Source organism: Phyllobacterium sp. 628 (assembly GCF_014189505.1).
Lineage (GTDB): Bacteria > Pseudomonadota > Alphaproteobacteria > Rhizobiales > Rhizobiaceae > Phyllobacterium.
Genome location: NZ_CP050301.1, coordinates 3,207,069 through 3,233,529 on the forward strand (window position 1 = coordinate 3,207,069; position 26,461 = coordinate 3,233,529).

Annotated in this window: 32 protein-coding genes; 13 read left to right on the forward strand and 19 right to left on the reverse strand. The window is 54.7% G+C overall.

Translation table 11 applies throughout. The annotated features are described in order from the left end of the window. The first annotated feature begins 12 nt into the window (after positions 1 to 12). From HB779_RS17450 to HB779_RS17500, 11 genes are all read left to right on the forward strand, one after another. A complete protein-coding gene (locus HB779_RS17450) occupies positions 13 to 444 on the forward strand; it encodes a hypothetical protein (protein WP_188343523.1) in 432 nt (143 codons plus the stop codon). A 379-nt stretch (positions 445 to 823) separates the two neighbouring features. Continuing rightward, positions 824 to 1,015: a hypothetical protein gene (locus HB779_RS17455; protein WP_188343524.1), complete on the forward strand. Its 192-nt coding sequence runs from the start codon at positions 824 to 826 to the stop codon at positions 1,013 to 1,015. Between the two features lie 64 nt (positions 1,016 to 1,079). Further along, on the forward strand, positions 1,080 to 1,415 hold the full coding sequence (locus HB779_RS17460) for a hypothetical protein (protein ID WP_188343525.1): 336 nt from the start codon (positions 1,080 to 1,082) through the stop codon (positions 1,413 to 1,415). Beyond that, positions 1,412 to 1,624, forward strand: coding sequence for a hypothetical protein (locus HB779_RS17465; RefSeq protein WP_188343526.1), 213 nt, complete (start codon positions 1,412 to 1,414; stop codon positions 1,622 to 1,624). Before HB779_RS17460 ends, HB779_RS17465 begins: the two co-directional genes overlap by 4 nt. Positions 1,625 to 2,003: 379 nt before the next feature. Continuing rightward, positions 2,004 to 2,903 (forward strand): hypothetical protein, encoded by a 900-nt coding sequence (locus HB779_RS17470; protein ID WP_210302598.1) that lies wholly within the window; start codon positions 2,004 to 2,006, stop codon positions 2,901 to 2,903. A 1-nt stretch (position 2,904) separates the two neighbouring features. Next, positions 2,905 to 3,252 carry a hypothetical protein gene (locus HB779_RS17475; protein ID WP_188343528.1) on the forward strand — a complete coding sequence of 116 codons (348 nt, stop codon included), beginning with the start codon at positions 2,905 to 2,907 and terminating at the stop codon, positions 3,250 to 3,252. After that, positions 3,249 to 3,632, forward strand: a complete 384-nt coding sequence (locus HB779_RS17480) for a hypothetical protein (RefSeq protein ID WP_188343529.1) — start codon at positions 3,249 to 3,251, stop codon at positions 3,630 to 3,632. The genes HB779_RS17475 and HB779_RS17480 overlap by 4 nt, the downstream gene beginning before the upstream one ends. Continuing rightward, entirely contained in the window at positions 3,632 to 4,048 is a 417-nt protein-coding gene (locus tag HB779_RS17485; RefSeq protein WP_188343530.1) for a hypothetical protein, read from the forward strand. Before HB779_RS17480 ends, HB779_RS17485 begins: the two co-directional genes overlap by 1 nt. Then, positions 4,045 to 4,311: a pyocin activator PrtN family protein gene (locus HB779_RS17490; protein WP_188343531.1), complete on the forward strand. Its 267-nt coding sequence runs from the start codon at positions 4,045 to 4,047 to the stop codon at positions 4,309 to 4,311. Before HB779_RS17485 ends, HB779_RS17490 begins: the two co-directional genes overlap by 4 nt. Next, positions 4,311 to 4,661: a hypothetical protein gene (locus tag HB779_RS17495; protein ID WP_188343532.1), complete on the forward strand. Its 351-nt coding sequence runs from the start codon at positions 4,311 to 4,313 to the stop codon at positions 4,659 to 4,661. Before HB779_RS17490 ends, HB779_RS17495 begins: the two co-directional genes overlap by 1 nt. Positions 4,662 to 5,136: 475 nt before the next feature. Next, complete coding sequence (locus HB779_RS17500) at positions 5,137 to 6,204, forward strand: porin (RefSeq protein ID WP_188343533.1); 1,068 nt, start codon at positions 5,137 to 5,139, stop codon at positions 6,202 to 6,204. A 67-nt stretch (positions 6,205 to 6,271) separates the two neighbouring features. Here HB779_RS17500 and phnN read toward each other — a convergent pair whose 3' ends face one another. The 14 genes from phnN to phnG all read right to left on the reverse strand — a co-directional run bounded on the left by phnN (position 6,272) and on the right by phnG (position 18,614). Then, entirely contained in the window at positions 6,272 to 6,901 is a 630-nt protein-coding gene (gene phnN, locus HB779_RS17505; protein ID WP_244642678.1) for a phosphonate metabolism protein/1,5-bisphosphokinase (PRPP-forming) PhnN, read from the reverse strand. Continuing rightward, positions 6,898 to 8,034: an alpha-D-ribose 1-methylphosphonate 5-triphosphate diphosphatase gene (locus HB779_RS17510; protein WP_188343535.1), complete on the reverse strand. Its 1,137-nt coding sequence runs from the start codon at positions 8,032 to 8,034 to the stop codon at positions 6,898 to 6,900. Before HB779_RS17510 ends, phnN begins: the two co-directional genes overlap by 4 nt. 2 nt (positions 8,035 to 8,036) lie before the next feature. Further along, complete coding sequence (locus HB779_RS17515) at positions 8,037 to 8,744, reverse strand: DUF1045 domain-containing protein (protein ID WP_188343536.1); 708 nt, start codon at positions 8,742 to 8,744, stop codon at positions 8,037 to 8,039. 66 nt (positions 8,745 to 8,810) lie between these two features. Continuing rightward, entirely contained in the window at positions 8,811 to 10,145 is a 1,335-nt protein-coding gene (phnE, locus tag HB779_RS17520; RefSeq protein WP_188343537.1) for a phosphonate ABC transporter, permease protein PhnE, read from the reverse strand. Between the two features lie 9 nt (positions 10,146 to 10,154). Further along, on the reverse strand, positions 10,155 to 11,114 hold the full coding sequence (phnE, locus tag HB779_RS17525; RefSeq protein WP_188343538.1) for a phosphonate ABC transporter, permease protein PhnE: 960 nt from the start codon (positions 11,112 to 11,114) through the stop codon (positions 10,155 to 10,157). Positions 11,115 to 11,192: 78 nt separating this feature from the next. Continuing rightward, positions 11,193 to 12,104, reverse strand: coding sequence for a phosphonate ABC transporter substrate-binding protein (gene phnD / locus HB779_RS17530; protein WP_188345990.1), 912 nt, complete (start codon positions 12,102 to 12,104; stop codon positions 11,193 to 11,195). Between the two features lie 84 nt (positions 12,105 to 12,188). After that, entirely contained in the window at positions 12,189 to 13,022 is an 834-nt protein-coding gene (phnC, locus tag HB779_RS17535) for a phosphonate ABC transporter ATP-binding protein (protein WP_188343539.1), read from the reverse strand. 98 nt (positions 13,023 to 13,120) lie between these two features. Next, positions 13,121 to 13,735: a DapH/DapD/GlmU-related protein gene (locus HB779_RS17540; protein ID WP_188343540.1), complete on the reverse strand. Its 615-nt coding sequence runs from the start codon at positions 13,733 to 13,735 to the stop codon at positions 13,121 to 13,123. Then, positions 13,732 to 14,439 carry a phosphonate C-P lyase system protein PhnL gene (gene phnL / locus HB779_RS17545; protein ID WP_188343541.1) on the reverse strand — a complete coding sequence of 236 codons (708 nt, stop codon included), beginning with the start codon at positions 14,437 to 14,439 and terminating at the stop codon, positions 13,732 to 13,734. Before phnL ends, HB779_RS17540 begins: the two co-directional genes overlap by 4 nt. A gap of 9 nt (positions 14,440 to 14,448) precedes the next feature. Next, the gene (phnK, locus tag HB779_RS17550) at positions 14,449 to 15,231 is read right to left on the reverse strand and encodes a phosphonate C-P lyase system protein PhnK (protein ID WP_188343542.1); all 783 of its coding nucleotides are present in this window, start codon (positions 15,229 to 15,231) and stop codon (positions 14,449 to 14,451) included. Beyond that, positions 15,228 to 16,121, reverse strand: a complete 894-nt coding sequence (locus tag HB779_RS17555; RefSeq protein WP_188343543.1) for an alpha-D-ribose 1-methylphosphonate 5-phosphate C-P-lyase PhnJ — start codon at positions 16,119 to 16,121, stop codon at positions 15,228 to 15,230. The genes phnK and HB779_RS17555 overlap by 4 nt, the downstream gene beginning before the upstream one ends. Before the next feature lie 283 nt (positions 16,122 to 16,404). Then, positions 16,405 to 17,511, reverse strand: coding sequence for a carbon-phosphorus lyase complex subunit PhnI (locus HB779_RS17560; protein WP_188343544.1), 1,107 nt, complete (start codon positions 17,509 to 17,511; stop codon positions 16,405 to 16,407). Between the two features lie 3 nt (positions 17,512 to 17,514). After that, positions 17,515 to 18,126 (reverse strand): phosphonate C-P lyase system protein PhnH, encoded by a 612-nt coding sequence (phnH, locus tag HB779_RS17565; protein ID WP_188343545.1) that lies wholly within the window; start codon positions 18,124 to 18,126, stop codon positions 17,515 to 17,517. After that, positions 18,126 to 18,614: a phosphonate C-P lyase system protein PhnG gene (gene phnG, locus HB779_RS17570; RefSeq protein ID WP_371823867.1), complete on the reverse strand. Its 489-nt coding sequence runs from the start codon at positions 18,612 to 18,614 to the stop codon at positions 18,126 to 18,128. Before phnG ends, phnH begins: the two co-directional genes overlap by 1 nt. 84 nt (positions 18,615 to 18,698) lie before the next feature. Here phnG and phnF point away from each other — a divergent pair, with 84 nt between their 5' ends. After that, entirely contained in the window at positions 18,699 to 19,445 is a 747-nt protein-coding gene (gene phnF / locus HB779_RS17575; RefSeq protein WP_188343547.1) for a phosphonate metabolism transcriptional regulator PhnF, read from the forward strand. 185 nt (positions 19,446 to 19,630) lie between these two features. On the opposite strand, the gene HB779_RS17580 is transcribed toward phnF, so the two are convergent. From HB779_RS17580 to HB779_RS17590, 3 genes are read right to left on the reverse strand one after another with little or no spacing between them, the layout of a single operon-like run. Continuing rightward, complete coding sequence (locus HB779_RS17580; protein WP_188343548.1) at positions 19,631 to 20,251, reverse strand: ParB-like protein; 621 nt, start codon at positions 20,249 to 20,251, stop codon at positions 19,631 to 19,633. Between the two features lie 5 nt (positions 20,252 to 20,256). Then, complete coding sequence (locus tag HB779_RS17585; RefSeq protein ID WP_188343549.1) at positions 20,257 to 21,969, reverse strand: SulP family inorganic anion transporter; 1,713 nt, start codon at positions 21,967 to 21,969, stop codon at positions 20,257 to 20,259. Between the two features lie 26 nt (positions 21,970 to 21,995). Beyond that, entirely contained in the window at positions 21,996 to 22,613 is a 618-nt protein-coding gene (locus HB779_RS17590) for a pyridoxamine 5'-phosphate oxidase family protein (RefSeq protein WP_188343550.1), read from the reverse strand. A gap of 142 nt (positions 22,614 to 22,755) precedes the next feature. On the opposite strand from HB779_RS17590, the gene HB779_RS17595 reads away from it, so the two are divergent. Continuing rightward, entirely contained in the window at positions 22,756 to 23,673 is a 918-nt protein-coding gene (locus HB779_RS17595) for a sugar kinase (protein ID WP_188343551.1), read from the forward strand. Positions 23,674 to 23,845: 172 nt separating this feature from the next. Here HB779_RS17595 and HB779_RS17600 read toward each other — a convergent pair whose 3' ends face one another. Together HB779_RS17600 and HB779_RS17605 are read right to left on the reverse strand one after the other, a co-directional pair. Further along, complete coding sequence (locus HB779_RS17600; protein ID WP_188343552.1) at positions 23,846 to 24,871, reverse strand: aldose epimerase family protein; 1,026 nt, start codon at positions 24,869 to 24,871, stop codon at positions 23,846 to 23,848. A gap of 5 nt (positions 24,872 to 24,876) precedes the next feature. Further along, on the reverse strand, positions 24,877 to 26,334 hold the full coding sequence (locus HB779_RS17605; protein WP_188343553.1) for an NAD-dependent succinate-semialdehyde dehydrogenase: 1,458 nt from the start codon (positions 26,332 to 26,334) through the stop codon (positions 24,877 to 24,879). Between the last annotated feature and the right edge of the window lie 127 nt (positions 26,335 to 26,461).

Consider the following 26,461-nt stretch of genomic DNA (forward strand, 5'->3'; position numbering starts at 1 on the left):
AGGCTTCAAGTCATGACCATCACAGAGACATCGGCGCTTAAGCCATTGGACCTTTCAAATTTGCTTCGACATGCGTTCCTCACTGGTCGAGGTATCAATGGAACGTTGTCCGACGACGATTTAAAGGCATGGACAGAATACGACCCAACAGACTTGGGTTGGTATAGGCGCGTTGAAGCCGCTCTTTCACCAGAGCCAGCCCAGTTACCGCAAGACGTTATCAATCTGGTGATTGCCGTTCGCGAAGTGGTTTATGAAAGCCATGATCTGGAGAAGTCAGCGGCGCTTGATAAGGCTGTAGAAGCTTTTGCTGAACGTGTGCCATGGGACAATGACCCCGCACAATTCCTTGCTATGGAAGATGGCGAGTTTAACGGAAACGAACCGGATATCCGAGACCAGCAGTATCGCGACTTTGGTTTGCGTGAAGAAGACTTACCATAATCGACATCACCCAGGACGCGGCAAAATAATGATTTCGCAATTTGGGAAGGGCTTCGAACGCCTCATGACCCTTGCCCCGTTTCGCAGATAGATCACACGATCAGGCCGCTCGGTACACATAACCTCATACACCGCTATCGCCGCGTGCAGATTGTTTACCCCCGCAATCAGATCATAGACCTTTTCATGATCAGCGGACCATTCTTCTACCTGATAAGTCCAATCGAAAATTCTTGTCATGGCGTGAAAATGGTGACGGAACAAATAAAGAACAATATGCGGTAAAAAATAATCATCATCCAAATTAACAAGGCTATATACACGGCTATAGTGTTGTGATATTCACATCAATAGCAACAATCACATCAACGGAGCAACGATGCAAATTTACACCGTTATCGAAGCTGATACTCAAGTCCCTGTCTGCGACGGCATTAAAGATAGATCCGATGCAATCAAGATCGCGGCCAAGTCCAAGCGCAACGACGGCAGGGATTATGCCGTCATCGGCACTCTGACTGAAACGATCTTTTCCACGCAAGCGACCCACAATCTCCTTTCCTCTCTCTGATCCCCTTCGGCGTCCGGCTCGCGTGGCCGGATTTCAAAAGTGATCCACTACCGGAGCAACCAACATGAGTTCTGCAGAAACCACTTCATTGATAGACGCCGCAATTTCGCGCCTCGTTGCATTGCGCGCAAAAGTGAAGCCCGGCGCTTGCTACACAGTGGCAGTTCAGGCCGATAGCTTCCGGCAGTTCGAAGACTACACCAAAGAGGCGCAGGACATCGTTTCCGACCTCACAGTAGGCATGTGTGGCTTGGCGGCAGGCTGGGGCGATCAGCCCATGACAGAGCATGACCGCAAGCGCATTCGCGAATGCATCGCGGACGGCGTTGATGATGCCCTATCGAATGCCGCCGCGTGGGCCGAAAGCATTGAAAGCGAATATCTTGAGGCCGCAGAATGACCACGCGCACCAAGAAAGAGCAGTTCATCAAGAATTCTGATCCTCGAAAAGTCAAAAGGGTTGTCGATGGCATATTGCAACGCCACGGGCTGGATTTCTTCGAGGATTGCGTAATTGACGAGATTGTTTCCGAGCTAATCGCAGGCGAACGATTTCAGCAGAAAACCAATCGCGCAAACCGCAAGATCGCCGCTGAGTGGAGGGTATGAAATGCCCACTACCAATCCTCATCTTGCATTCAGCAACCACCTCACATCAGCGGACTTTGATCACCCTATTCGCGAAACGTTCATAGGTCAGGCACATATCGCCGGAACGGGACCAGCCGGAACGACATGCAGAGAGTGCATTTTCTGGCATGTTTGGAAAAATAAGCAGAACTCCCCTTTCAGCAAAAATCCGCCCGCTCCTACCCCCCCAGTTCAATGGAAAGAGACACGCGACCAAGCCGCTCGAACTGAAGAAGGCTTATTGCAACAAGCCGATCCTTAACAAGGCCAAACGGCTCATTCCCCACGACGCCAAATCGTGTCGCCTTTTCGAACAATCAGACAACCCATTACCCGCAAGGAAACCTGACTAATGTCGTTGGAAAAATTCATTGAAAAGAAGTTCAGGAAATCAACAGTCTCGATCATTACTCAGGCCAATGTGATCATTGACGAATATCGGGCCATGGGATTTTCTCTCACGCTTCGCCAGCTATATTATCAGTTCGTCGCGCGCGGCATCATTCCGAACAAACAGACCGAGTACAAGCGGCTTGGCGAGATTATCAATGATGCCCGCCTTGCCGGGATGATTGACTGGAGTTCGATTGAAGATAGGACCCGTAACGTTCGACAAGTTAATATGTGGTCTAGCCCGCAATCTATCCTTGATGCGGTAGCTTCCCAATACCTTGAGGACCCGTGGGACACCCAGCGCTACGCCCCGGAGGTGTGGATTGAGAAAGACGCGCTTGTCGGTGTGATCGAACCAATCTGTAATCGCCTGAGAGTGCCGTTCTTTGCATGTCGTGGATATACCTCACAGTCAGAGCAGTATCGCGCTGGAAAGCGTTTCGCAGCCTCCTATCGCAACGGCAAGCGTCCTCTTGTGCTGCATCTTGGCGACCACGATCCGAGCGGCCTCGACATGACACGCGACAATGGCGACCGGCTGCGAATGTTTGCCCGGCATGGTGTGATGGTTCGACGCCTCGCGCTCAACATGGAGCAGGTAGAGCAATACTCCCCGCCACCCAACCCGGCCAAGGAAACCGATAGCCGGTTTGAAAACTACCGCGAGCAGTACGGTGACGAAAGCTGGGAGCTTGACGCGCTCAACCCGCCAATCATTGAAGCACTCATTCAGGAAGCTCTTGACGACGTGATTGACGCCGATGCTTGGCAAGAAGTGATCGAACGTGAAGAGGCCAACAAAGGCGACCTTGAAGCTGTTGCGCACCGCTGGGATGATGTGTCTGAATTTTTGAGGGCTGAATAAAATGGCCGATCTGATCAAGGCAACTTTGCCCTTCACCAAAAAGCGCATTGGTAAGCATTATCAATGGAAGTTTGAGCTTGATATTCTGTTTGCGTGGTGCGAGGCCAACGGCGCTGAATTGTTTCTTACCTATGCGCCGTATCAGGTTGCGAAGATTATAGGAGACGGCTTTAAGATCGTCGCCTATCCGCATAAAACGTCGGCATGCCATCACCATATGCGCCTTCGTGACGAGGGAAGCAAGAACAAGCGGCGCGCCGAAGAAGTCATGGAAACGCTTGATCGCCTCGATAATGTGAGGGGATGTACGTTCTCTAGGCACCACAACCTTTCGAGGTTATTGAAATGACCCCGTTTGCATCGCTTGCCCTGTTTCGCAGGAACGGCAATATTGTATTCAAAGCCCCCCGCAAGGAAACCAGCTTAATCACAACGCAGGCGAAAAAATCTGCGGCCAGGTTCTGGAACAGTAACATATCCGCGCCGGACAAGCTGACTAAAATCGTCATCATGAACGTCATCGGCCAGCTTATCTATGTGGCCGAACGAGGGTATAATGGCCCAAAGGACAACCCTTGGGTCAGCTATCACATCAGCTATGCAGAAGCATCAGCACAACCACACCTTGCCGCCTGTCTCGCAGAGCTTGGCGCTGATCCGAACAAGGCTCCACCTTCCATGCCTGACACCCTTGAAATCAACGGTGTGATCTACAGGAGAGAAATCTAATGTCCCGCAAAGATGATCATGACCGCATATCTGCAATGGCGGGCGTAGATAGCAATGGCTGCATTGCGCCGCCACCATCGGATACAACTATCGACCGTAGTGCATCGTCGAATTGGAAGACGAGGGACTATACCATTCCAGAGATACCGGCAGACGTAAGACAGGCAGCGCGGGAGATCGTTGCGAGCTATCTTGATGAATGCGGCTGTGTAGATGCGGCCAAGAGTGTTCGCGCCGGGCGAGCCGATGGGAACCATGGTGTTGATATGGCAACTCGCGCAATCTTGGCCGAGCGCGAGCGTTGCGCAACTGTTGCCGAGGCACTTGACCGCCAAGGCCGCGAGTGGGTTCGTGACAGCCTTTGGGCTAACATCAAACGAGACACAGCTGCTGCAATCCGTAGAGGTGCGAAATGAACACCGCTTTCCTACTCATGGCCCAATACGACGGCGCGGCAGTCATCCCGCTTGAAAAGGTGTGCCGCGACTATTTCAGCCACTTGACGCCTGTCCAGCTTGCCCGCAAGGCTACTGAGGGCGGAATTGATTTGCCTGTGGTCCGCATAGAGGGCAGCGCAAAGGCCGCAAAGGGCGTTCACCTGACAGACCTTGCCGACTGGATTGACAAGCGCAGGGAAGCCGCCAAGAAGGAATGTGACCAGTTACAGGGACGGCGGTGATGAAAAAGATAGAAAGTCTAGAAGACGAAATGTCCGGAAAGGCTACCTATGATCTTGGCAACGGCCAGTGGATTACGCTGGATCAACGGGCCATTCGCGATTGTGGGCTTGAGGCATTGTTAAAGAGCCACGGTGTAGAATTGCCATCCGGTCGAGTTCCGGTATACCAACGCGGTGAAAAGATCGGTACGGTTCCAGCAACCTTTGAGCCATCCACCATCAAACCTACCACTTTTCTTTATGATGTTCGCCCGGGAGATTTCAAATTTGCCGGGGATAGGTGGATTGCTTCAAACATGTTAGGCCCCGGCGACCTAGATGCAATTACCGAGTTTCATCGAAATCTTTGACAACCACGCTACCGATCCTGATTATCACATTTTTATAACATCAGATTTTCAGACCGACGAAAAACCCCGTTTCAAGCGGAGTTTTTTATTAAGTCAGTCCAATCGATCATGGGCGCAACCGCAAAGCGATTGCGCTGATATCCCTTGCTCTGTTCGACCACGTCAGTCACGTCTGAATGCTTCCGGTTTGCTGTTGCTGATGGGCGCGCGCTCGGCGCACCTCGCCAAAACACTAGGTAACAACCCTCGGGATTGTCCTGATGCCCTCATTTGGTTCTCATAATCTGCAACGTCAATTTTGTCCACCAAGACGCGTTTTACTTGGCTTGGCTACCTTCCAACCTTACACTTTAGTAGCGTGATAAAACCGCAACAAAAAATACTGAAGCGAAAGCTCAACAAAAAAGGGGTTTTACATAAGTATAATAACGGGCCTAAAAACGACATACGCAGTTTGATTTGAAAGGCATCCCATATGAACATTAAAACTTTTCTTTTCGGCTCCATTGCAGCTTTGGTCACGATCTCTGGCGCACGTGCTGCCGATGCTGTCGTCGTTGCTCAACCGGAACCGGTCGAATATGTTCGTGTCTGTGACGCTTATGGCAAGGGTTTCTTCTATATTCCCGGGACTGAGACCTGTCTGAAGATCAGTGGCTATGTCCGTTATGATGCAACCGCCGGTGACGATGTCTACAATGGCGGTGAGCTTGGTACCTGGAACAAACACCTGCGCACGGAAATTCGTTTCGACGCCCGCTCCGAAACGGAACTTGGCACGTTGCGCTCCTACATCCAGTCGCGTTTTGAATACACCGATGGTGTGAACAGCGGTGGTTCCATCCCTCAGGCATTCATTGAGCTTGGCGGATTCCGTATCGGCGTCGCCGACGAAATCTTCGGTTCCTGGACCAATTATGTCGGCGATATCATCAATGACGATATCGTCAACTACAACAGCTGGGCCACCAATCAGGTGAGCTACACCTTCGCCGGCGGCAACGGGTTTTCGGCCATTATCGCCGCGGAACAGGGATCGTCCCACGACGGTTATTCCGACTACGTTATCGACAGCTATTTGCCGCATCTTCTGGCTGGTGTGAAGTATGAGCAGGGTTGGGGCGGCGTTACGGCAATCGGTGGTTACGACTCCAATGTCGAAGAATATGTCGGCAAGCTGCGTCTTGACGTGAAATTCGGCGATACTTTCTCTGCCTTCGCTCTCGGCGGCTATCAGTCAGGCTACGATGACACCCGTGTAAAGCGTAACTTCCTTGCCCCATGGCATGGTGACTGGGCAGCTTGGGGTGGTCTCGCCGCCAAGGTTTCCGACAAGGCAACTGTCAATGGCCTCGTTGGTTACGAATCCGAAGGCACGATCACCGGTGCCCTCAATGTTGCCTACGAACTGGTTCCTGGCTTCGTGATTACGCCGGAACTGAACTACACCAAGTTCGACGGCGATCGTAAAGCCAGCTCGCTTGCCAAGGGTGGCGGCGATGATGCATTCGGCGGCACACTTCGCTTCCAGCGCAATTTCTAATATTGAGCTATAGACAATAAAACCGGGGTCCAGCCCCGGTTTTTTCATTTCTATCAGGTGTTTTCGTTCAGATTTGCTCGGAAACAGCTGCGAAAGCCGCTGACTTTTTCAACACAGCAACGAAAGCCGACCCTGCATCGGCAACGGCACCGGAATTGTCGATCATGACCGCATCGGCAGGATCGCACGCATTGGGTGCGGCGCGCATCAGACGCTGCTTGATTTCTTCGGCATCTTCACGGCCACGCGCAGCCAATCGTTGTGCGAGCACCTCATGCGACGCAGTAATGTGCACGACCACCAGATTTGCGTAGGATTCGCGCAACGCGGGAAGGATGCCACGCGAAACATTCGCAACGGCCACCACGCCCTTCTCGACCTGATGATCCACAGAGACCGGCAATCCATAATGCAATCCATGTGCTTCCCAGCAATGGCAAAATGCCCCTGCCCGGCGCGCATCCATAAACTCCGCCTCACTCAGTGTGTCATGATCTTCAGCGTCAACCGTTGACGGCCGCGTGACGACCCGGCGCACGAAATAAAAATCCGGCTGGCCCTGCACGGCCTCCCGGGCAAAGTCCATGATCGTATCTTTACCGGCACCGCTCGGTCCAACAACGGCGATAAACACGCCGTTGCGCAAAGGCGCTGATGCCGGATTGAGAGCGCGTTCGATCGTTGCCGTTGCCATCAGACCACCCGGCGGCCTTCACGCCAGACAGTGCGAACCACTGGAATGTGCTCGTCCACACGAACACGCACCAGATCCGCCCGTTTGCCGACTTCGATAACACCACGATCGTCAAACCCAACAGCTTCCGCCGGGTTTTTTGTCACCAGCCGCACTGCATCCGGCAAGCTGATACCGTCCGATTCACCCAGGAAGAATGTCGACTGGATCAGGCTGAACGGAATGTAGTCGGATGAAAGAATATCGAGATGTCCGTGCTCGATCAGCTCCCGCGCCGAAACATTGCCCGAGTGCGAGCCTCCACGCACCACATTCGGCGCACCCATCAACACGGCCAAACCAGCGTGCTTCGAAGCAGCAGCCGCTTCCAGTGTCGTTGGAAATTCCGCCACGTGAATGCCCTGCTCCACCGCCTCATCAACATGGGCGGATGTGGCATCGTCGTGGCTGGCCAGAACAATGCCGCGCTCGCGGCAGATATCCGAAATAACCTTCCGGTTCGGGGCTGAGTTTCTGGCCGATTCTCCCATGCGCTTTTCGCAGTAGACGTTGAATTCCAAATCCGACAACTTCAGTTTGCGCTGGTAATAATAGGCATAGGTTTCCAGATCAACGAACTGACGCTGACCCGGTGCGTGATCCATCAATGATGCCAGCCTTACGCGGCTGTCATTGTCGAAAAAATGGAAGCCGTTGAGGCAGTCCGCTTCGGACACTTCACAGCGCAGATGGAAATAGTGATCGGCCCGCAAACGATCCTGCTGAACACTGTCTTCAATGGCATCCGCCAGCTTGCGGATTTCCTCGGCCGACATATCTGCATCGCGATCCAGACCGATACGCAGCGCATCAAGAACGGTGGTTATGCCGGAGCTGGCTATTTGCGCATCATGCGCAAGCACGGCGGCAATCGGGTTCCAGCGTACGCGCGGACGCGGTGCATAATGCCCTTCCAGATGATCCGTATGCAGCTCGACCAGTCCAGGAATGAGATAATCGCCTTCAAAATCCTCGCCGCCCGATACCGTGCCTGCCGAAATATCGGCAATCTTGCCGTCGCGGATCAGTACAGATCCGGTGATGACATCGTTTTCCAGAACGATTTGCGCATTGTTCAAGATCAATTCGGCGGACATAATCAGGCAGACTTTCTTCTGTTGGTTCCGGCCAGCGGATGGAGCGAATGAATTTCAAAAGGGAAGCCCGGCTCGGCTTCTGTAAATAAAGCAAGGTTGTTGATTTCAACCGGCTCTTCGAGGACAGGCTCCAAAAATTCACCCAAAATACGTTCGATTTTTGGCCTGTCGCGCTCGGGCACAGGTCCCGTCAACGTCATATGGAAACGGAATTCCTCAAACACATAGGGGTAGCCCCATTGTTCGAGATTACGGCGCTGCGGCAATGTCAGCTTTTCGGGGTTGCGACGCTTCACTTCCGCCTCGCTGGGCGGAGCACGAAAACGGTCGAAAGCAACAGTCACATCATTCGCCAGCTGATTCAGCCTTGCAACAGGCTCTTCCGGCACAAGCGCGAAAAACCCATCAAGATTGGCAATTGTGAGCTTGGGAATTTCGACCGCATTTATCGACGAGGCAAAGTGCATGAGAGCGGAGAGCAGCTCCCGTTCTTCGATCCCTTCAGCCAGATAAAACGGAGCCTTCAGTGTCGCATGAAATCCATAGCGGCGTGCAGACTCAGTCAACTGGGCAAAATCCTCATGCGCGAGGTCGCGAATTTGCGGCGGCCGCACCGGTTGCCCGGTAAAGGCATTGCGGCCAAGCCAGTTCGCCGCCACTTTCAATAGCGGGTCGGCCGATGGCGGCGTGAAATAGATTGCATAGCGCATGGGTGATTCCTCTGGAACAGTCTCGCGTTACGCCCCGAATATGACAAGCCTTTGAACGTCGCACATTTAATGGTGCGACTTTCCGGCCAAGCGCGACCGGAGAGCATTCGATATGCCGTCAAAGATGAATATTACCGCAAGGATCAACACAACCATATAGGCCACGTTGTGCCAATTGGTATTGGTGCGCATGGCTTCCCAGAGCTTCAGGCCGATACCACCAGCGCCCATCGCACCAATAATGGTGGCCGAACGTGTATTGGATTCCCAGAAATACAGCGCCTGACTGGCAAAGACCGGCAGGACCTGCGGCAGCACGCCATAGCGCTGTACATTGGCAGGTGAGGCACCAACAGATTTGACGCCCTCACGCTGCTTATCATCGATATTTTCCAGCGTTTCCGAATAAACCTTGCCCAGCGTTCCCGTGTCGGTGAAGAAAATCGCGGAAATACCGGCCAGTGGTCCCGGGCCAAAAGCACGGGTAAAGAACAGCGCCCAGATCAGCATATCGACAGAACGCAGGAAGTCGAAGAAACGCTTGGTAATCTGGTTGGCAAAGAAGTTGGGCGTGATGTTGCGGGCGGCGATGAACGCCAGCGGAAACGACAGCAGCGAAGCCATGAGCGTGCCCATGAAAGCCATGACGATCGTCTGCAGGAGTTTGGTCCAGACGTCACCGTGCTGCCACGACGAATTGAACCAGATATTGTCAAAGGCAAGCGCCGCATTGGACATTTCCGGCTTGATCCGCTCACCGTTTGTGATGAGCGATGCCACTTCACCGAAGGACTTGCCCCAGAACGGCGAAGCAGTGTCGAAGACAAAATTCGCCCAGCCGAAAAACCGGCGGCTGACGACAACACGTTGCGGAATAATATCCGCCTGCCCGGCAAACCCGAAATTGACAGTAACCTGATCTTCTTTCAACGTCGCCCAATCCGGCAATGTACCCTGAGGTTTTGCACCGTCAGTGGCAAGCAACACGGTCAGACTTTCACTACCACGCGTGGCAATGACGCGCTGGTCATTGATATCGAGCGATTTATCCAATCCGAACACTATGGTGACATCGTTGCCGTTCTTGACGACCCAGCCTGGATTTGGATTGTCGCCAAGTTCGGAAAACCGCGGGTAACTGACCGTCGGCCCCGTTGGCGTTGGCCGAACCGTGGTGCGGATCGCGTAGGAAACCCAGTCGCGGGCGTAAAGTTCAGCGCGCTGCCATTGCCCACTCGCCAGCACGGTACCGATGGAGAAAAACCACCAGCAGTAGAATACGTATGCGACAATTCCGGCAGCAATCAGCAGTGGCAGGAAGCGGCGCCAGAACGGCGGATTGAAAACAGCAGGATGCCGCAACTCAAAATCGGCAATCGCATCGGCGGTCATTGCATTCATGATGATTTCCTAACCGCCGAAGGCAAAGGCCTGATCGCCAATGAGGCGACGACGCAGCCATGCCGAAAATTGATCCACTGCAATGATCGTCACGAACAGAAGCAGGATGATTGCAAGCGTCTTTGCCTGATGACCGCGGCCAATCGACAGACGCAGTTCCTCACCAATGCCGCCGCCGCCGACGGCACCAATAATGGTCGAGGCGCGGACATTGATCTCAAGCCGCAACAGCGCATAGGACATGAAGTTTGGCATGACCTGCGGAACAATGCCGAAGCCGACACGCTCTATCCAGTTGGCACCGACCGCACGCAAGCCTTCGTCAGCTTTCATGTCAGCATTTTCAACGACTTCGAAGAATAGCTTGCCGAGCGCCCCGATGGTGTGAATGCCAACGGCAAACATTGCCGGGATCGGCCCCAATGACAGGATGGCAGCAAAAAAGCCGGCAATGACGATTTCCGGAAAGGCGCGCAGGATTTCCATGTAGCGCCGCGCTACAAAACGAATCAGCCGGTTCTTCACCAGATTTTTGGCGGCGGCAAAACAGATCATGAAACCGAAGATGAAACCCACCAGCGTCGCAAGGATCGCAATATTCAGGGTTTCGAGCATCTTGTAGAAATATTCGGGCATGTAGAACCCGCTGAACAGATAGACCCGTCCTTCGGGATAATCATATTTCAGGCTTCCGTCGAAATAGGGCGACGGCAGATCGAACATGGCGCGCCAGACTTCCCAGCCATCGCGCGGTATCAGGTCACCCGCAAAATCAAAAAGATGTGGCAGGCGGTCAAAGAATTTGCCCGCGTTGGATTCATTGGCAAACCACAGGGATCCCGTGATGGTTACCAAGAGGCCAATAGCGATAATCCAGCTATAGGCACGGCGACGGCCCGCAAGCTCCTGCCAATGCCTTTCGATCTGGATACCGTCTGACGACAGCTCCGCGGGCGCAGTTCGGCTCATTGCACACATCCTTCCAGGTGCCTTCAAACAAAATCACGGCCAGATCCGAAGAACTGGCCGTGATGATGACTGTCGGGCTTAGCCGCCGATCTGCGCTTTGCGTGCGTCGATGATTGGCTGATAGAACTGTGTGTTGACCTCGGTGTAGCTCTTGAAATCGCCGCCCATGGTTGCTGCGAAGCAAGCCGGGTCGCTCTTTGGCAGATCGAGCATAAACTTCTTGAATTTGGTCTTGAGGCTGTCGTCCAGTGATGTGCGGATAACGATTGGACCGTTCGGGATCAGTGGCGACTTCCAGAGTTCAACGAAATCCTTCATGTCGATCAGACCTTTGTCGACCATCTTGCGCAGATTGCCTGACGTATAGCCTTCATCGAAAGAACCGACGCCGGAACCAAATGTCGTACCAGCATCGAACTTGCCGTCCTTGACAGCGAGAACGAGGTTTTCATGACCGCCGCCAAAGCCGGTTTCGGAGAAATATTCCTTGACCGAGGTCTTGATGTCTTTTGGCAGGGACGTCACAGGGATGAGATAGCCGGAAGTGGAATCCGGATCGGCAAAGCCGAGCTTCTTGCCCTTCATGTCGGCAAGCGTCTTGATGCCGCTGTCCTTGCGGGCAACCATGATCGAATAATAACCGGTTGCGCCATCGGTCTGAACAGTTGTCAGGATAGGCTCAACAGCCTTTGGATTGGTCAGGTAGATTTTGGCAAAGCCGGAAGCACCGAGCTCGGCATAATCGAGGGTACCGCCAAGCAGGCCCTGAATGACGCCATCATAATCCGTCGCCGGGAACAGCTTGACGTTCTTGACGCCGAGGACCTTCGGCAACTGATCGACAATGCACTGATAGTTGCGAAGACGGTCTGCTTCATTTTCACCGCCGATGATACCGACGCGAAATGTTTCGAGGTTTTCAGCGCGAGCCATCGAGCCTGCAAGCATGGCAGTGATTGCGATCGCACCCACAAGGGCTTTCTTGAGCAACATGACTATCTCTCCTGTCAAAGCATTCTAAGTTTTCTTGATCTGTCTTGGGCCCGTAACGTGGGCAAGGCGATCCGTTTGCGCTTAACGCGCGGCCAAAATGGCTTCCAATTCAGGGATTGGTGTCGGCGCATGACGCGCAATGCTGGTCGATGTGATAGCTTCCGAGAAAGCGTCCTTCAGACCATCCGCGCCGTAGATACGGCGTGCCGCAGACTCTGTCAGATCATCGGGCGTTCCATCGAAAACCACCTTGCCGCCCTGCATACCGATGATGCGCTCGCAAAAATGCCGCGCCGTATCGAGTGTATGCAGATTGGTGATGACCGTCAGACCTTCCTTTTCATTGATGTCACGCAATGACTCCATCACCACCTGCGCATTGCGCGGGTCGAGTGAAGCAATCGGTTCGTCTGCAAGGATGACTTTGGGATTTTGCATCAGTGCGCGGGCGATGGCGACGCGCTGTTGCTGTCCGCCGGAGAGTGTTCCGGCCCGCTGCAATGCGGTTTTGGCAATATCAAGCCGTTCGAGTGCGGCGATCGCCATGGCACGTTCTTCACGCGAGAAAATGCCAAGAAGACTTTTGATCGTGGACCGGTGGTTAAGTCGTCCAAGAAGGACATTCGTCAGGACATCAAGGCGGGGTACGAGATTAAACTGCTGGAAGATCATGGCACAGTCGCGTTGCCATGTTCGCAGCGCCGACCCGTTGAGTTTCGCAACATCCTTGCCTTCAAAGATGATGGAGCCTTCAGACGGGTCAATCAACCGGTTGATCATGCGCAACAATGTCGACTTGCCGGCACCCGAGCGGCCGATGACCCCAACCATCTGGCCCTGCGGAATTTCAACATTGACGTTGTCGATGGCAATATTATTGCCAAAGCGACGCGTCACGTTTTCAATCTTCAGCATAGGCCAATTCCTGTTGGTATTGCCCTGTCCTAGAATGGTTGTGTGAAGTTGCGATGGCACTTTTGTTGCACTTGCGTGACAACTGTGGGTAGCTTTACTCAGCCCGAATGTTTTTCCAGAAATGCCTCGATATCCAGAGTGCGGAAATCATCGAGCGCGCCGCGCAGCCGGGCATGATCCCAGTCCCACCAGGCCAGTGTTTGCAGGCGTTCTGCAATCTTTTTGTCGAACCTGTCGCGGATTTTGCGCGCGGGAACACCACCAACAATCGTGTAGGGATCGACATCGCGTGAAACCACAGCCCCGGCTCCGATCACGGCCCCATCGCCCACACTCACACCCGGCAAAACCGTCGCCCCATGGCCGATCCAGACATCGTGACCGATACGCACCTGATTGGCACGGCGCCATTCGAAGAATGACTCCTCCACCCCCGCATCATCCCAGTAGTCGCCGGCACGGTAGGTAAAGTGGTGCAATGTTGCGCGCCAGGTCGGATGGTTGGTGGCATTGATGCGGACACTGGCAGCTATATTGGCGAACTTGCCAATCGTCGCGCACCACACTGCTCCATCCTGCATGATGTAGGAATAATCGTCGAGTTTGGTCTCACTGATGCGGCAACGCTCGGAGATCTCCGTATAACGGCCGAGTTCGCAGTCTTCGACCGCTGCAGTGGCGTGAATGAGCGGGGTTTCAGAAAGCCGTGTCATGCTGCCTCGCTCGTCACTGCAAATGCCGTAACGTCGATGATCCGGTCGGCCACAGCCTCCCGCACATCTTCATCATGGAAAATACCGAGCATCGCAGTGCCCGCCGCCTTCTTGGCGCGGATCATAGATACGACAACTTCGCGATTTTTCGCATCGAGCGATGCCGTGGGTTCGTCCAGCAGCAGGATAGGATGGTCCGTGATAAAACCGCGCGCAATATTGACGCGCTGCTGCTCACCACCGGAAAAAGTTGCTGGCGGAAGCGACCAAAGCCGCTCCGGCAGGTTCAATCCAGCCAGCAATTTGGCTGCCTTGTCGCGCGCTTCCGCGCGGTCAACGCCACGTGCAACCAAAGGTTCGGCAACCACGTCCCATGCGGAAACGCGCGGAACAGTGCGCAGGAACTGGCTGACATAACCAATCATGTCACGGCGCACGCCAAGGACCGTACGTGGATCGGCAGTAGCAAGATCAACGAGACGATCCCCATAGGGCACGATGATCTGGCCCTGATCGACAGCATAATTGCCATAAACCATTTTCAGGATCGAGCTTTTGCCGGCACCGGAAGGGCCGCCAAGAACAGCGCATTCGCCCGCCTTGATGGAGAACGAGACATTTGCCACCACCGGCAAACGGATACCGTCACGCAAATGCATGGTGAAGCTTTTGGCGACATCGGAAACAACGAGAGGTGTCGGCATGATGCGGTCCTAGACTTGCAGGATGGAAGAAACGAGAAGCTGGGTATACGGCGCCTGTGGATCATCAAGCACCCGGTCGGTCAGACCGGTTTCGACGACGTGACCGTCTTTCATCACCATCATCCGGTGTGACAGAAGCCGGGCAACGGCAAGATCGTGCGTTACCACAATGGCTGCCAAACCGAGGTCACTGACCAGCCCGCGCAACAGATCGAGAAGACGCGCTTGCACCGAGACGTCCAGCCCGCCGGTCGGCTCATCCATAAACACCAGACGCGGGTTGGTGACGAGATTGCGCGCAATCTGCAAGCGCTGACGCATACCACCCGAAAAATCGCGTGGCTGATCATCGATACGGTCAGAGGCAATTTCGACCCGCCCGAGCCAGTCGGTCGCCGTGGCACGGATATTGCCATAGTGCCGGTCGCCGATGGCCATCAATCGTTCACCAACATTTGCCCCGGCTGATACGGTCATGCGCAGGCCGTCAGCCGGGTTCTGGTGGACAAAGCCCCAGTCCGTCCGCATCAGAAAGCGCCGCTCTGCCTCGCTCAACCGGTAGAGGTCGCGGTACTGGCCGTCACGCATGCGGTATTCCACCGAACCTGCGGATGGCGCCAGACGCGTTGCCAGACAATTGAGCAATGTCGTTTTGCCGGAGCCGGATTCGCCAACAACTGCAAGCACTTCGCCCGGCCACAGATCGAACGAGACATTCTGGCAGCCAATACGGCTTCCGTAGAATTTCGACAGGTCCTTGACCTTCAGGAGTGGTGTATCGTTCGTATTCATTCTGCTGCCTCCACAGTCTTCGCCGCAGTTTCTGCCGCGAGCGCACCGCGATGCCCCTTGGCTTGCCGGTCTTCACAAAAATCCGTATCCGAACAGACAAACATGCTGCCACCTTTGTCATCAAGAATGACCTCGTCCAGATAGCTTCCCTTGGCCCCGCACAAGGCGCAAGGCTCCGTGAATGTCTGGATTTCGAAGGGATGATCCTCAAAGTCGAGGCTGACAACTTCCGTATAGGGTGGAACAGCATAGATGCGCTTTTCACGCCCTGCGCCAAACAGCTGGAGAGCTGGCGACATGTGCATTTTCGGATTGTCAAATTTCGGCGTGGGCGATGGATCCATCACATAACGCCCCTCCACTTTCACCGGATAGGCATAGGTGGTGGCGATATGGCCGTGGCGGGCAATGTCCTCGTACAGTTTGACATGCATCAGGCCGTATTCTTCCAGCGCATGCATCTTGCGCGTTTCAGTTTCGCGCGGCTCGAGAAAGCGCAGAGGCTCGGGGATGGGCACCTGATAGACAAGGATTTGCCCTTCCTGCAGCTGCGCTTCCGGGATGCGGTGGCGCGTCTGGATAATCGTCGCATCAGTTGTTTTGGTCGTTACCGCAACATTGGCAACCTTCTGGAAAAAGGCCCGGATCGACACCGCATTGGTCGTATCGTCAGCACCCTGATCGATCACCTTCAACGTATCATCCGGCCCAAGCACCGCAGCCGTAACCTGCACGCCGCCCGTACCCCAGCCGTAAGGCATTGGCATTTCGCGCGAGGCAAACGGCACCTGATAACCGGGAATGGCAATGGCCTTGAGAATAGCCCGGCGGATCATCCGCTTGGTCTGCTCATCCAGATAGGCAAAATTGTAGGTCGCTAGATCGGTCATTGTATCGTAACCTCGCAAAGGCCAGATTGATCATTCTCTCGGAGGATGGGGGGCTTTCTGGCATCGAAAAGAGGGGATGAGAGGCTTTGCAAACCACATCTTTGTTCTCGGCCGGAAGCGGTTACGGCTTCAGCTTCATTCTGGCCATCGCCGCCTTCATAATCTTTGCCAACAGAGTGTGGCCTGGCAAAAACGGAGGTAGCGGCATAACCATTGAGCTTACAGGCGACAGTTCCGATAGCGGGAGTGACGGTGGCGGTGATGGCGGTGGAGGAGATTAACATCATTCCGCTGCCTCTTTGGTTTCTTCGCCTTCCAGCCGGTTACGTTCGTGCTCAGCGCGCATACGGCGAATGAGATCGAGTTCGGCCTGAAAATCCACATAATGCGGCAGTTTCAGATGTTCGACGAAGCCCGTCGACTGCACGTTGTCACTGTGGGAAATGACGAATTCTTCGTCCTGTGCGGTGGCGGTAATGTCTTCGCCAAGCTCCCTCGCCCGCAAAGCCCGGTCACATAGTGACATCGACATGGCTTTGCGTTCGCTCTGACCAAAGACGAGGCCATAGCCACGTGTGAACTGCGGTGGCTGCTTGGACGATCCTTTGAATTGGTTGACCATCTGGCATTCGGTGACGCGGATGGAGCCGAGTGTCAGCGGAAAATCAAGTTCTGCAACCTCCAGTTCCACCTCGACCTCGCCGATACGGATTTCACCGACAAAGGGATGGCTGCGGGCATAACCACGCTGGGTTGAATAGGCGAGCCCAAGCAGGAACCCTTCGTCGCCACGCGCCAGTGCCTGCAAGCGCAAATCCCGTTCCAGCGGGAAGGTCAGCGGCTCGCGCGTCAGATCGCCAGCGACAGCACCTTCCGGCAATTCCCCGTCTTCCTCGATCATGCCGCCATGGCCGAGAATGTCAGTCACACGCGGTGTCGGAACATCCGGTTCGTCGCGCTGCTCAGGGGCTTCAATCGGCGTGTCGTCTGCCAATTCTGGATCAAGCAAGCGGTGGGTATAGTCGAATGTCGGACCCAGCAACTGGCCACCGGGCAGATCCTTGAAGGTCGCCGAAATCCGCCGTTCGATCCGCATCTGCGCCGTTTCGAGCGACTTTGTGTAGCCAAACCGGGCCAAGGTAGTGCGATAGGCACGCACGAGAAAGATTGCCTCAATCAGATCGCCGCGTGCCTGCTTGATGGCCAACGCGGCCAATTCCGGATCATACAGCGAACCTTCAGCCATGACCCGGTCGACGGCCAGTGACATCTGCTCAACGATTTGATCGAGCTGAATAGACGCAACATCCCGGTCGCCGCGCCGCCTGTCAGCCAGCAGCTTGTGTGCATTACGAATGGCGGCCTCACCGCCTTTGACTGCAACATACATGGCTCAGGCCTCCGTCTTTCTGATACGCGTCGTGCGTGGCAATGCGGCAAGCGCATTTTTTCCAGCGAAGATCAGATCAACCCCGCGCGGGAAAGCCGCACGATTGGCAGTCCACTGATCGATGAACATTTTCGGCAACTGGCTGGGAGAAAAGGACTTGGCATCTTTTATCCCCGGCCCTTCCAGGGTCAGCGTTTCCGCGCCGTTGAATCCATCGGTCTGCAGGATCAGCGTGGTTGAGCGATCCGGATATTCTGCTGTGCCCTTGCAGAAAGATTCAAGCGACGGCATCGCCGCGATATCACTGATCAGGACAAAGTCAGCCTCGGATGGTTCAGTTGTCAGTTCCAGACCCGTATGGAATTTCAACCAGCCAATGGCAGCGGGCGAATTGGCAATGGCGCGGTCGCACCACACGGTCGCATCATGGTCAAACAGCGTCGCTGCAATCGAACCGGCCAAAGCCGATAGCGGCGCTGGCGGCGTACAGAGCGGATCAATTTCGACGATCCTGCCCGGATTGGCCATGGCGTCCATCAAGGCGCGAAAAATGCTCTGCGCGTTCAGGACACTATCGCTGAAGCCGCCTTCAAAAGCCTGTGTTTCGGTAAGCATCAGTCATCACCCCGTACCATTGTGAAAAAGTCGACTTTGGTTGCAGCGGTTTCGGCTCGTGTTGCTTCCTGCTCCTGCTTAAGGCGATTGGCGATTGGCTCAAGCACACCCTGCTGCACGTCTTGCCGGCATTCCGGCCGCTGCCACAGCGCATCAAAAACTGCCGCCAACCGTACCTTTTCGCGGTGCCGTCCAAGTGCATAAGCATGACCAACCGAGCCATTGCCGAGCCGGACGGTTGCCCGCGTCACTGTCGCCTCGCCTAGATTGAAAGGCGCTCCGCCACCACCTATACGCCCGCGCAGCATGACGAGGCCCGTTTCCGGTCCGCGCAATGTCTCAACATCGGGCTTATCGCTCCATTCAGCCCAGAAGGCCGCTATTTCCTGCGCTGTTGCCTGCGCAAGCAAAGCCATGGCAGCTTTGCGCTGCAGGTCCGGCGCGCCTCCGGTTTGGGTGGACTGGGTGTTTTCTTTGATCATTGACATCTCGCTCAGATTTGTCTATTTATCTATACAACTAGACAATAAACCTACCTATAAATCCCGTCAATGACAGGAGCATGACAAAGCGTGACATCTGCACGATTCATCACCCGCAACAGTGGCGTTGCGATCTGGCGCCAGATTGCCGACCAGATACGCAGCGATATCACGGTGGGGAAAATGCCGAGCGGCACAAAATTGCCACCGGAAATCACGCTGGCGGAACGGTTTTCCGTCAATCGCCATACGATTCGCAGTGCCATCGCCGCGCTTACCAAGGAAGGTGTTCTACGCGCAGAACAGGGGCGCGGCACATTCGTGGCAAACAGCAAGAAGCTCATCTACCGCATTGGCGAACGCACGCGCTTTTCCGAAATTCTATCAACGCAGGTTCGGGAAACCAAAGGCATATTGCTCGGTCACCGCGTCGAGGAGCCGTCCGAAGAAGTAGCAGGCGCTCTTGGAATGACGGCTGGTCAGGTTATCAGGATTGACTCCATGCATACGGCGGACAGCAATCCTGTCTCCTGCGCCACAGTATGGTTCGAAGCCGCGCGAGTGCCCAACATTGTCGAGGATTACCGGGCTTCTGGATCTATCACGGCCGCCCTCAAGGCCGCAGGCATTGATGATTATCTGCGCAAATCAACGATCATTGCAGCGCGTCACGCCGACGCCGAGGATTTGCGCCATTTGCGCCTATCGCCCGGCGCTATCGTTTTGGTGTCAACTGCCATCAACATCGATATGAATGGCCATCCCATCGAATATGCCAAGTCGCGTTTTGCTGCTGACCGTATGGAAATTGCGATTGATGGACGGTCGATGAGTTAACTCTCTGTAGTTAATTGCATGAGCTGTGATGCGTGGTTCGACAAGCTCACCATGAGGGAGAGTGAGGATTGCGGGGAGTCATATTCTGCAACATCGATGATTAACGTTGCAGCCCAACCATTTCCCTCATGGTGAGCTTTTCGAACCACGCACGATAGAAATGTCATTCAATCACGTCAGACAGATCAATCGAGAATGGAACCGCACCAGCCCGGCAGATAGCTGGCATCATCACCTTTTGCTTCTTTAAGTGCCCGAACAAGGGCTGCTTCAAAATCGGCTTCGACCGTCTTGCGGTTCATTCTCCGCCGCAGAAAATCAGCCCAGAGGAATTCGCTGAAAGGTGTCGTGTCCTTGGCAAACCCGCCCGCACGCCGCAATCCCCCCGCAAGGCTGCGGAATGGGTCATCAGCAAGATCCTTGATGCCTTTGGGAATAGCAGCGTAGTCCTGACGCTTGCCCTGATCGTCGAAAGGATGCATCCAGCCGCGATTGTCGAGCACGACCATGAATGCCTCTTTATCGAGCGCTGACAGATCGCTGACGACAGTCACAAGGATATCCTTGACGCCTTCCTCATAAAGCGCCCGCGCAAGATGATGATGATCAATCACGTAGTTGCGCCTGTTCGGCCCCAGCACAACCGGGATCATATGACGCCCCAAAAACTCGCCACCCTTCTTGCCCTTCTCACCGCGCCATTGCTTGCGTTTTTCCGCTACTTCCCGCAGGCCAACGGTAATTTGCGTCGGTCGCAGATCCTTGATCGCAACGGGTGTTACAATGGGCTCGCGTGTTCCGGACATGCGCGTCACTCCTGCTTCGCGTTGGGTGCCAGTTTCCTAATGGCGCCATCGACACTGTGAAAGATGTTCTCCGATCCGAGCAAAGCGTTAAGCCCAAATCGTGACAAGGCATTTTGCGCCCTGACGGACTCTAACCGCGCTATGGCAAACTTCACACCTGCCGTCTGGCAGTGGGTGATAACATCGGCCAGCGCTTGCGATGCAGTAAAATCGATCTCGATAATGCTGCTGGCTTCCAGAACAACGAGGTTAAGTGATGAACCACTGGCATCAATCGCGCCACACAGACCGCGCTTAAAATCATCCGCATTCACAAATGACAGGGGTGCCTGAAACGCAACAACGAGCACGCCCGGCACCTTTTCGCCTTCCGCAGTCGCGCTTGGCGGCCACCACACAGAGCTGCCCGGCACTTTTTCAAACTCAATTGGATGGGCACGCATAACCGCCCATAAACCATGCAGGAGGGAAAGCCCGATACCAATCGTAACACCCGCTTCAATGGGCAAAGCTACAATCGCCGCCATTGTGATCAGGATCAATGCAAACTCGCCGCGTGCTTCCCGAAAGACGCTTCCTATGGTCTGCCAGCGGATAATCCGCTGTGCCACAAACAGAAGAATGCCAGCCAAAGCCGCATGCGGCACATCAGACAGCAATTGGCCACCAAACATCACCAGCAACAACACAATAGCCGCTGCAATCAAGCCACTGACTTGCGAGCGACCGCCAGTCTCGGCGACGATAGCGGTGCGCGGCGGACTGGCATTGACTGGAAAGGCACCGAATAGACCCGAAAGAATGCTTCCCGCGCCAACCCCGATAAAATCATGATTGACGTCAGGGCCTTCACCATCCTTGGAGACAAAGGATCGCGTTGTGGCGGCCGTTTGCACCATGACGACGACAGCAACAAGCAATGCCAGAGGCAACAGACTGCGCAATTCTTCGAACCCAATTTTTGGCAATGACACATGCGGCAGGCTGTTGGGAAGCGCACCAAGAACGCTGACGCCCCGGCTTTCAAGATTGAACGAGATAACGGCCAGCGTTGCAGCGATGAGCCCGATCAACGCGCCAGGTATGCGGGCATTGATCCGCTCGCACACAAACACAGCAAGAAAGACGCCAACACCAAGCGCCACGCTGTAGAGATTGATTTGCGAAGCACTCGCGATTGTGGCCGACACGCGTTGAAAGACATCGCCCGATTGCGCGGCAATCCCCAGAAGACCCGGCAATTGCGAGATGATGATATGGATCGAAATCCCGGCAAGAAAACCTGTCGTCACCGGAACCGACAAGAGATCAGCGATCCAGCCAAGCCGAAAAATACCGCTCGCTACCACGAGAAGTCCGACAATAAGCCCGAGAGCCGCAGCGAGCAGACCAAACTCCGGCGATCCACTTGTTGCCAGCAGTGCCAGACTGCCGGCAAAAATCGGAGTGATGGTTGAATCTGCGCCTGCAGAAAGATGACGACTGGTGCCGAAGATCGCAAAGGCCAGAGAACCGGCAATGAATGCGAAAAACCCAATTTCCGGGGCAAAGCCGCCGAGCCGAGCCGTTGCCATCTGTTCAGGTATCGCAATGGCCGCCAGCGTCAGACCTGCTATGGCATCGCCGTTGAGATCGGAGAATTTCCAGCCGACGAGAGAACGAAATGGCAGCCAATCCTTACCTTTGGCAACCGTTAAGGAAGCACTCAGCTGTTTCATTGAACGCCTCCACGACCTAGCCCGACCTACCACATTGTCTTGGCGGCACGCGCTGCCCATTCGCTATCATAAGTCTCGCCACCGACACGGTTTTCACTCAGCGCTGCCAGCATCTGTCCTGGCGTCGGGAACTCCTTGGGCGAACGATGATTTGCGGGATTCCACAATTCAGAGCGGATAAGCGCCCGCGCGCACTGAAAATAGGCTTCTTCGACTTCCATTGTGATGACCGAGCGCGGCGCTTTGCCATCCATGATGAAACTGTCGAGCAATGCCTGATCAGTATCGATAAACGCTCTGCCGTTGACGCGAAACGTTGTATTGAGGCCGGGTATCAGGAAAAGCAGTGCAACACGTGGATCGCGCACAATATTGCGCAAGGAGTCGACGCGGTTGTTGCCGCGCCGGTCGGGCATCATCAATGTGCGTTCATCATGAATACGGATAAAACCGGCCAGATCGCCGCGCGGTGAACAATCCAGCCCCTCAGGTCCACTGGTAGCCAGTGCCACAAAGGGCGAACCTTCAATCAGTTTGCGGTACTCAGGAATAATGCGGTCAGTCACTTTGGCTGTTGATGCTTCTGCGACTGCACCGTTGCCGTATATGGCTTCCAACTCTTCGATTGTCGTAACGCGAGACACCGAAATCTCCCTTTGGTCGTTCAAATGCGTTTGCCGTCTAACATCGCACGATTAATCTCTTATGACAGCCCATATTTTTAGCAAATGACAGCGGCATCCCACTCGTATATCAGTCGCTCCGAACACTGTTGTGGAGGATTTCATGGGCGGTTTTGCAGCCATCGGCGAGTGTATGATTGAATTGTCCGGTGCCAATGGCGATCAATGGCGGATGGGCTTTGCTGGCGATACGCTCAACACGAGCTGGTATGTGCGCGCACTCACCGATGCGGATTTCGCCGTCGATTATGTCACCGCCTTTGGGGATGATCCTTTCTCGGTCAAACAGCGGGCTTTCCTGAAGGAAAACGGTATTAATACCGCCCACAGCCCGATTGTTGTCGGTGCACGGCCGGGCCTTTACGCGATTACCCTGACAGGGGTTGAGCGCTCTTTCACCTATTGGCGCAATGATTCCGCCGCCCGTCATCTGGCTGATGATCCCGATGCTCTCGCCCACAGTCTGGACGGGCGCAAGATCATCTATTTCTCAGGTATCACCATGGGCATCCTCAGCCCCAAAAGCCGCCAGAACGTTTTGAATGCCGTCAGCAATGCCCGCAGGCAGGGCACATTGGTCGCGTTCGACGCGAACTACCGGCCCCGTCTTTGGGAAAATGCTGAAACGGCAAGGCAGGCTCTTATCGACGCCTATCATGTGGCTGATATTGCTCTGCCCACTTTCCCGGACGAGAACGCGCTTTTCGGCGATGTGTCGCCTGAAGATACAACGGCCCGTATTGCAAGCTACGGCGTCCGCGAAATTGTTGTGAAAGATGGCACTGAACCTGCCTTGGTCGTTACGGCAGGCAAACACGAACAGGTTCCCGCTATCCGCGCCAATGCGGTTGATACAACGGGCGCTGGCGACAGTTTCAATGGCGGCTATATTGCCTCCCGCCTTGCCGGTCTTGAACCAGTTGCAGCCGCCGCACGCGCGCATAAAGTGGCAGCGCGCGTGGTCGAGTTTCATGGCGCGCTTGCCCCGATGGATGAAGCTCGGAAAGCTTTCAACACCTAGGCCCCTCATTATCTGCCCGTGGCATTATCGAGGTGCGTGGTTCGACAAGCTCACCATGAGGGAGAGGAGGATTGCAGGGAGCCATATTCTGCAACGGTTCCGGTTAACTTTGCAGGCAACCCCTCTCCCTCATGGTGAGCTTGTCGAACCACGCACCACAGGACTTGCGACCTTAAACTTCGTGCTTCTTGAAGCTGTAATGCGTCATCTGACTATACACATCGCCCGGCCGCAGGATGGCCTGAGGGAAATATGGAAAGTGCGTTGAATCGGGCCAGTTCTGTGTTTCAAAACAGAAACCGGCAAAATTCTCGTATGTTTGTCCGGTGAGTCCAATGGCTGGGCGGCCACCCAGCGTATTGGCAGCGTAAAGCTGCACACCGGGTTCTGTTGTCAGGACATTCAATTCGATACCGCTTCGTGCGCCTTTGGCTGATGCCACCCATTGCAATGGCTGACGGTGGCTGGAAACACAGAAGTTATTATCATAAATGACCTGCTTGCCATTCTCTTCGCGCTGAATTGTCCGGAATTCGCGAAAATCATGCGTCGTGCCAGCAACCGGCAAAACCCGGCCGTCAGGCAGCAAATCGCTGTTTACGGAGAGATAGGCGTCCGCACCGATCCTCACCTGATGATCCAGTGCATCTGTCTTGCCGCCGTCATCGAGATTGAAATAGCTGTGATGCGCCAGATTGCACATGGTTGGCTTATCGGTCACGGCGTCCAGACGGATCGCCAGTGTGCCCTTTGACTCCAGCATATAGGTGCAGGTGATCGTCAAATTGCCGGGAAAGCCGCTTTCACCATCAGCGAGCAGAATATTCAACGTGACATAGTCCGGGCCGATAGCGACGACATTCCAGTTGCGTTTGCCCGCGCCTTTGCTGCCGCCATGAATATTGTGGCGGTCATGGAAATTGCGCTCAAGCCCGAAGGTCTTGCCGTCAATTACCAACTCGCCATCACGGATACGATTGATCGAGCGGCCCACGGTCGCGCCCAGATAGGGCGAGTACGCGGGATAATCGGCAAAATCCTGATAGCCGAGAACCAGAGGCGCTTCGTGTCCCCTAAGACGCAAATCCTGAATAACTGCACCCCAGGTGAGCACTTTGGCGGTCAATCCGCCGCCCGAAATGGTAATACGGTGAACTGCCTCGCCATCGGCCGTATGGCCAAAAATTTCAGTGTTCATAAAATTTAAAGCCCCAAGCCGCCAATGCAGACATATTTGGTGTCGAGATAATCTTCGATCCCCTGATGGCCGCCTTCCTTGCCAAGACCGGATTCTTTCAAGCCGCCAAAAGGCGCTTCAACGGTGGTGATCATGCCCTCATTGACGCCGACCATGCCGTACTTCAGCCCTTCCGAGACCCGGAAAACCCGTCCGAGATCCTGCGTGTAGAAGTAAGAGGCAAGACCGAACTGCGTATTGTTGGCCAGATCAATTGCTTCCTGCTCGGTTTCGAACTTGTAGATCGGCGCGACCGGTCCAAAAATCTCTTCCGTGGTGAACAGCATATCGGGTTTTGCATCACTAATGACAGTCGGTTCGAAGAAGCTGCCGCCCAGCGCATGACGCTTACCGCCAGTGACGATCCTGCCGCCCTTCTGCTTGGCGTCGGCAATGAATTCCTCGACCTTCGCGACGGCCTTTTCGTCAATCAGCGGGCCCTGCTGCGTCCCGGCCTCCAGGCCGTTGCCAACTTTCAATTTGTCAGTCGCTGCGGCAAACTTTTCAACGAAAGCATCGTAAATGCCGGACTGAACCAGAAAACGATTGGTACAAACGCATGTCTGACCGGAATTGCGGAACTTTGCTGCAATCGCGCCATCGACAGCCCGGTCAAGGTCAGCGTCATCGAAGACGATGAACGGCGCGTTACCGCCCAGTTCCATCGATACTTTCTTCACCGTATCAGCGGCCTGCTTGATCAGGATTTTGCCTATTTCAGTTGAACCGGTGAAGGTAATCTTGCGGACCAGCGGATTGCTGGTGATCTCGCCACCAATTTCAGAAGCAGAACCGGTTAGAATGTTCACAACGCCCTTCGGAATGCCAACCTCTTCACACAGCGCGCCCCAGACAAGACCGGAGTAAGGTGTCTGCGTTGCTGGCTTGACCACTGCTGTGCAGCCGGACGCCAGCGCCGGGCCGATCTTGCGGGCAAGCATGGAGGACGGGAAGTTCCATGGGGTGATCGCGCCGATAACACCCAGCGGCTCTTTCGTCACAAGAATGCGACGGTCTGCCCATGGGGACGGTACAACGTCGCCATAGGTGCGGCGCGCTTCTTCCGCATACCAAAGGATATAGGCGGCAGACATACCGACTTCACCCTTGGCTTCCGCCAGGGACTTGCCCTGCTCCAGCGTCAGAAGTTCAGCCAGCGCATCCTGATTGTCGAGAATGGCGTCGTGCAGTTTGCGCATCAGCTTCGAACGCTCGAGCACAGACGTCTTCCGCCATGTCTTGAAAGCTTCTGCAGCGGCGTTAATCGCACGCTCTGTCTCAGCTTTGCCCGAATTGGGTACGGTGCCAATTTTCAGGCCGGTCGCAGGGTTGATGACATCAATCGTCTTGCCGGAATCTGCGGCAACCCATTCGCCATTGATGAGATTAGCCTGTTTCATGAACTGGCTGGATTTCTGCAACATCATAATTCTCCCTGAAATGTAAGGCGGAGCATTTGGTCCACGAATTTTGTGAGTTTTGCGGGAAGACTGCCAACGATTGGCGTCCTAGTTGGCGCTACCCTGCTCCTTTTTGGCAAAAGCTGCAACA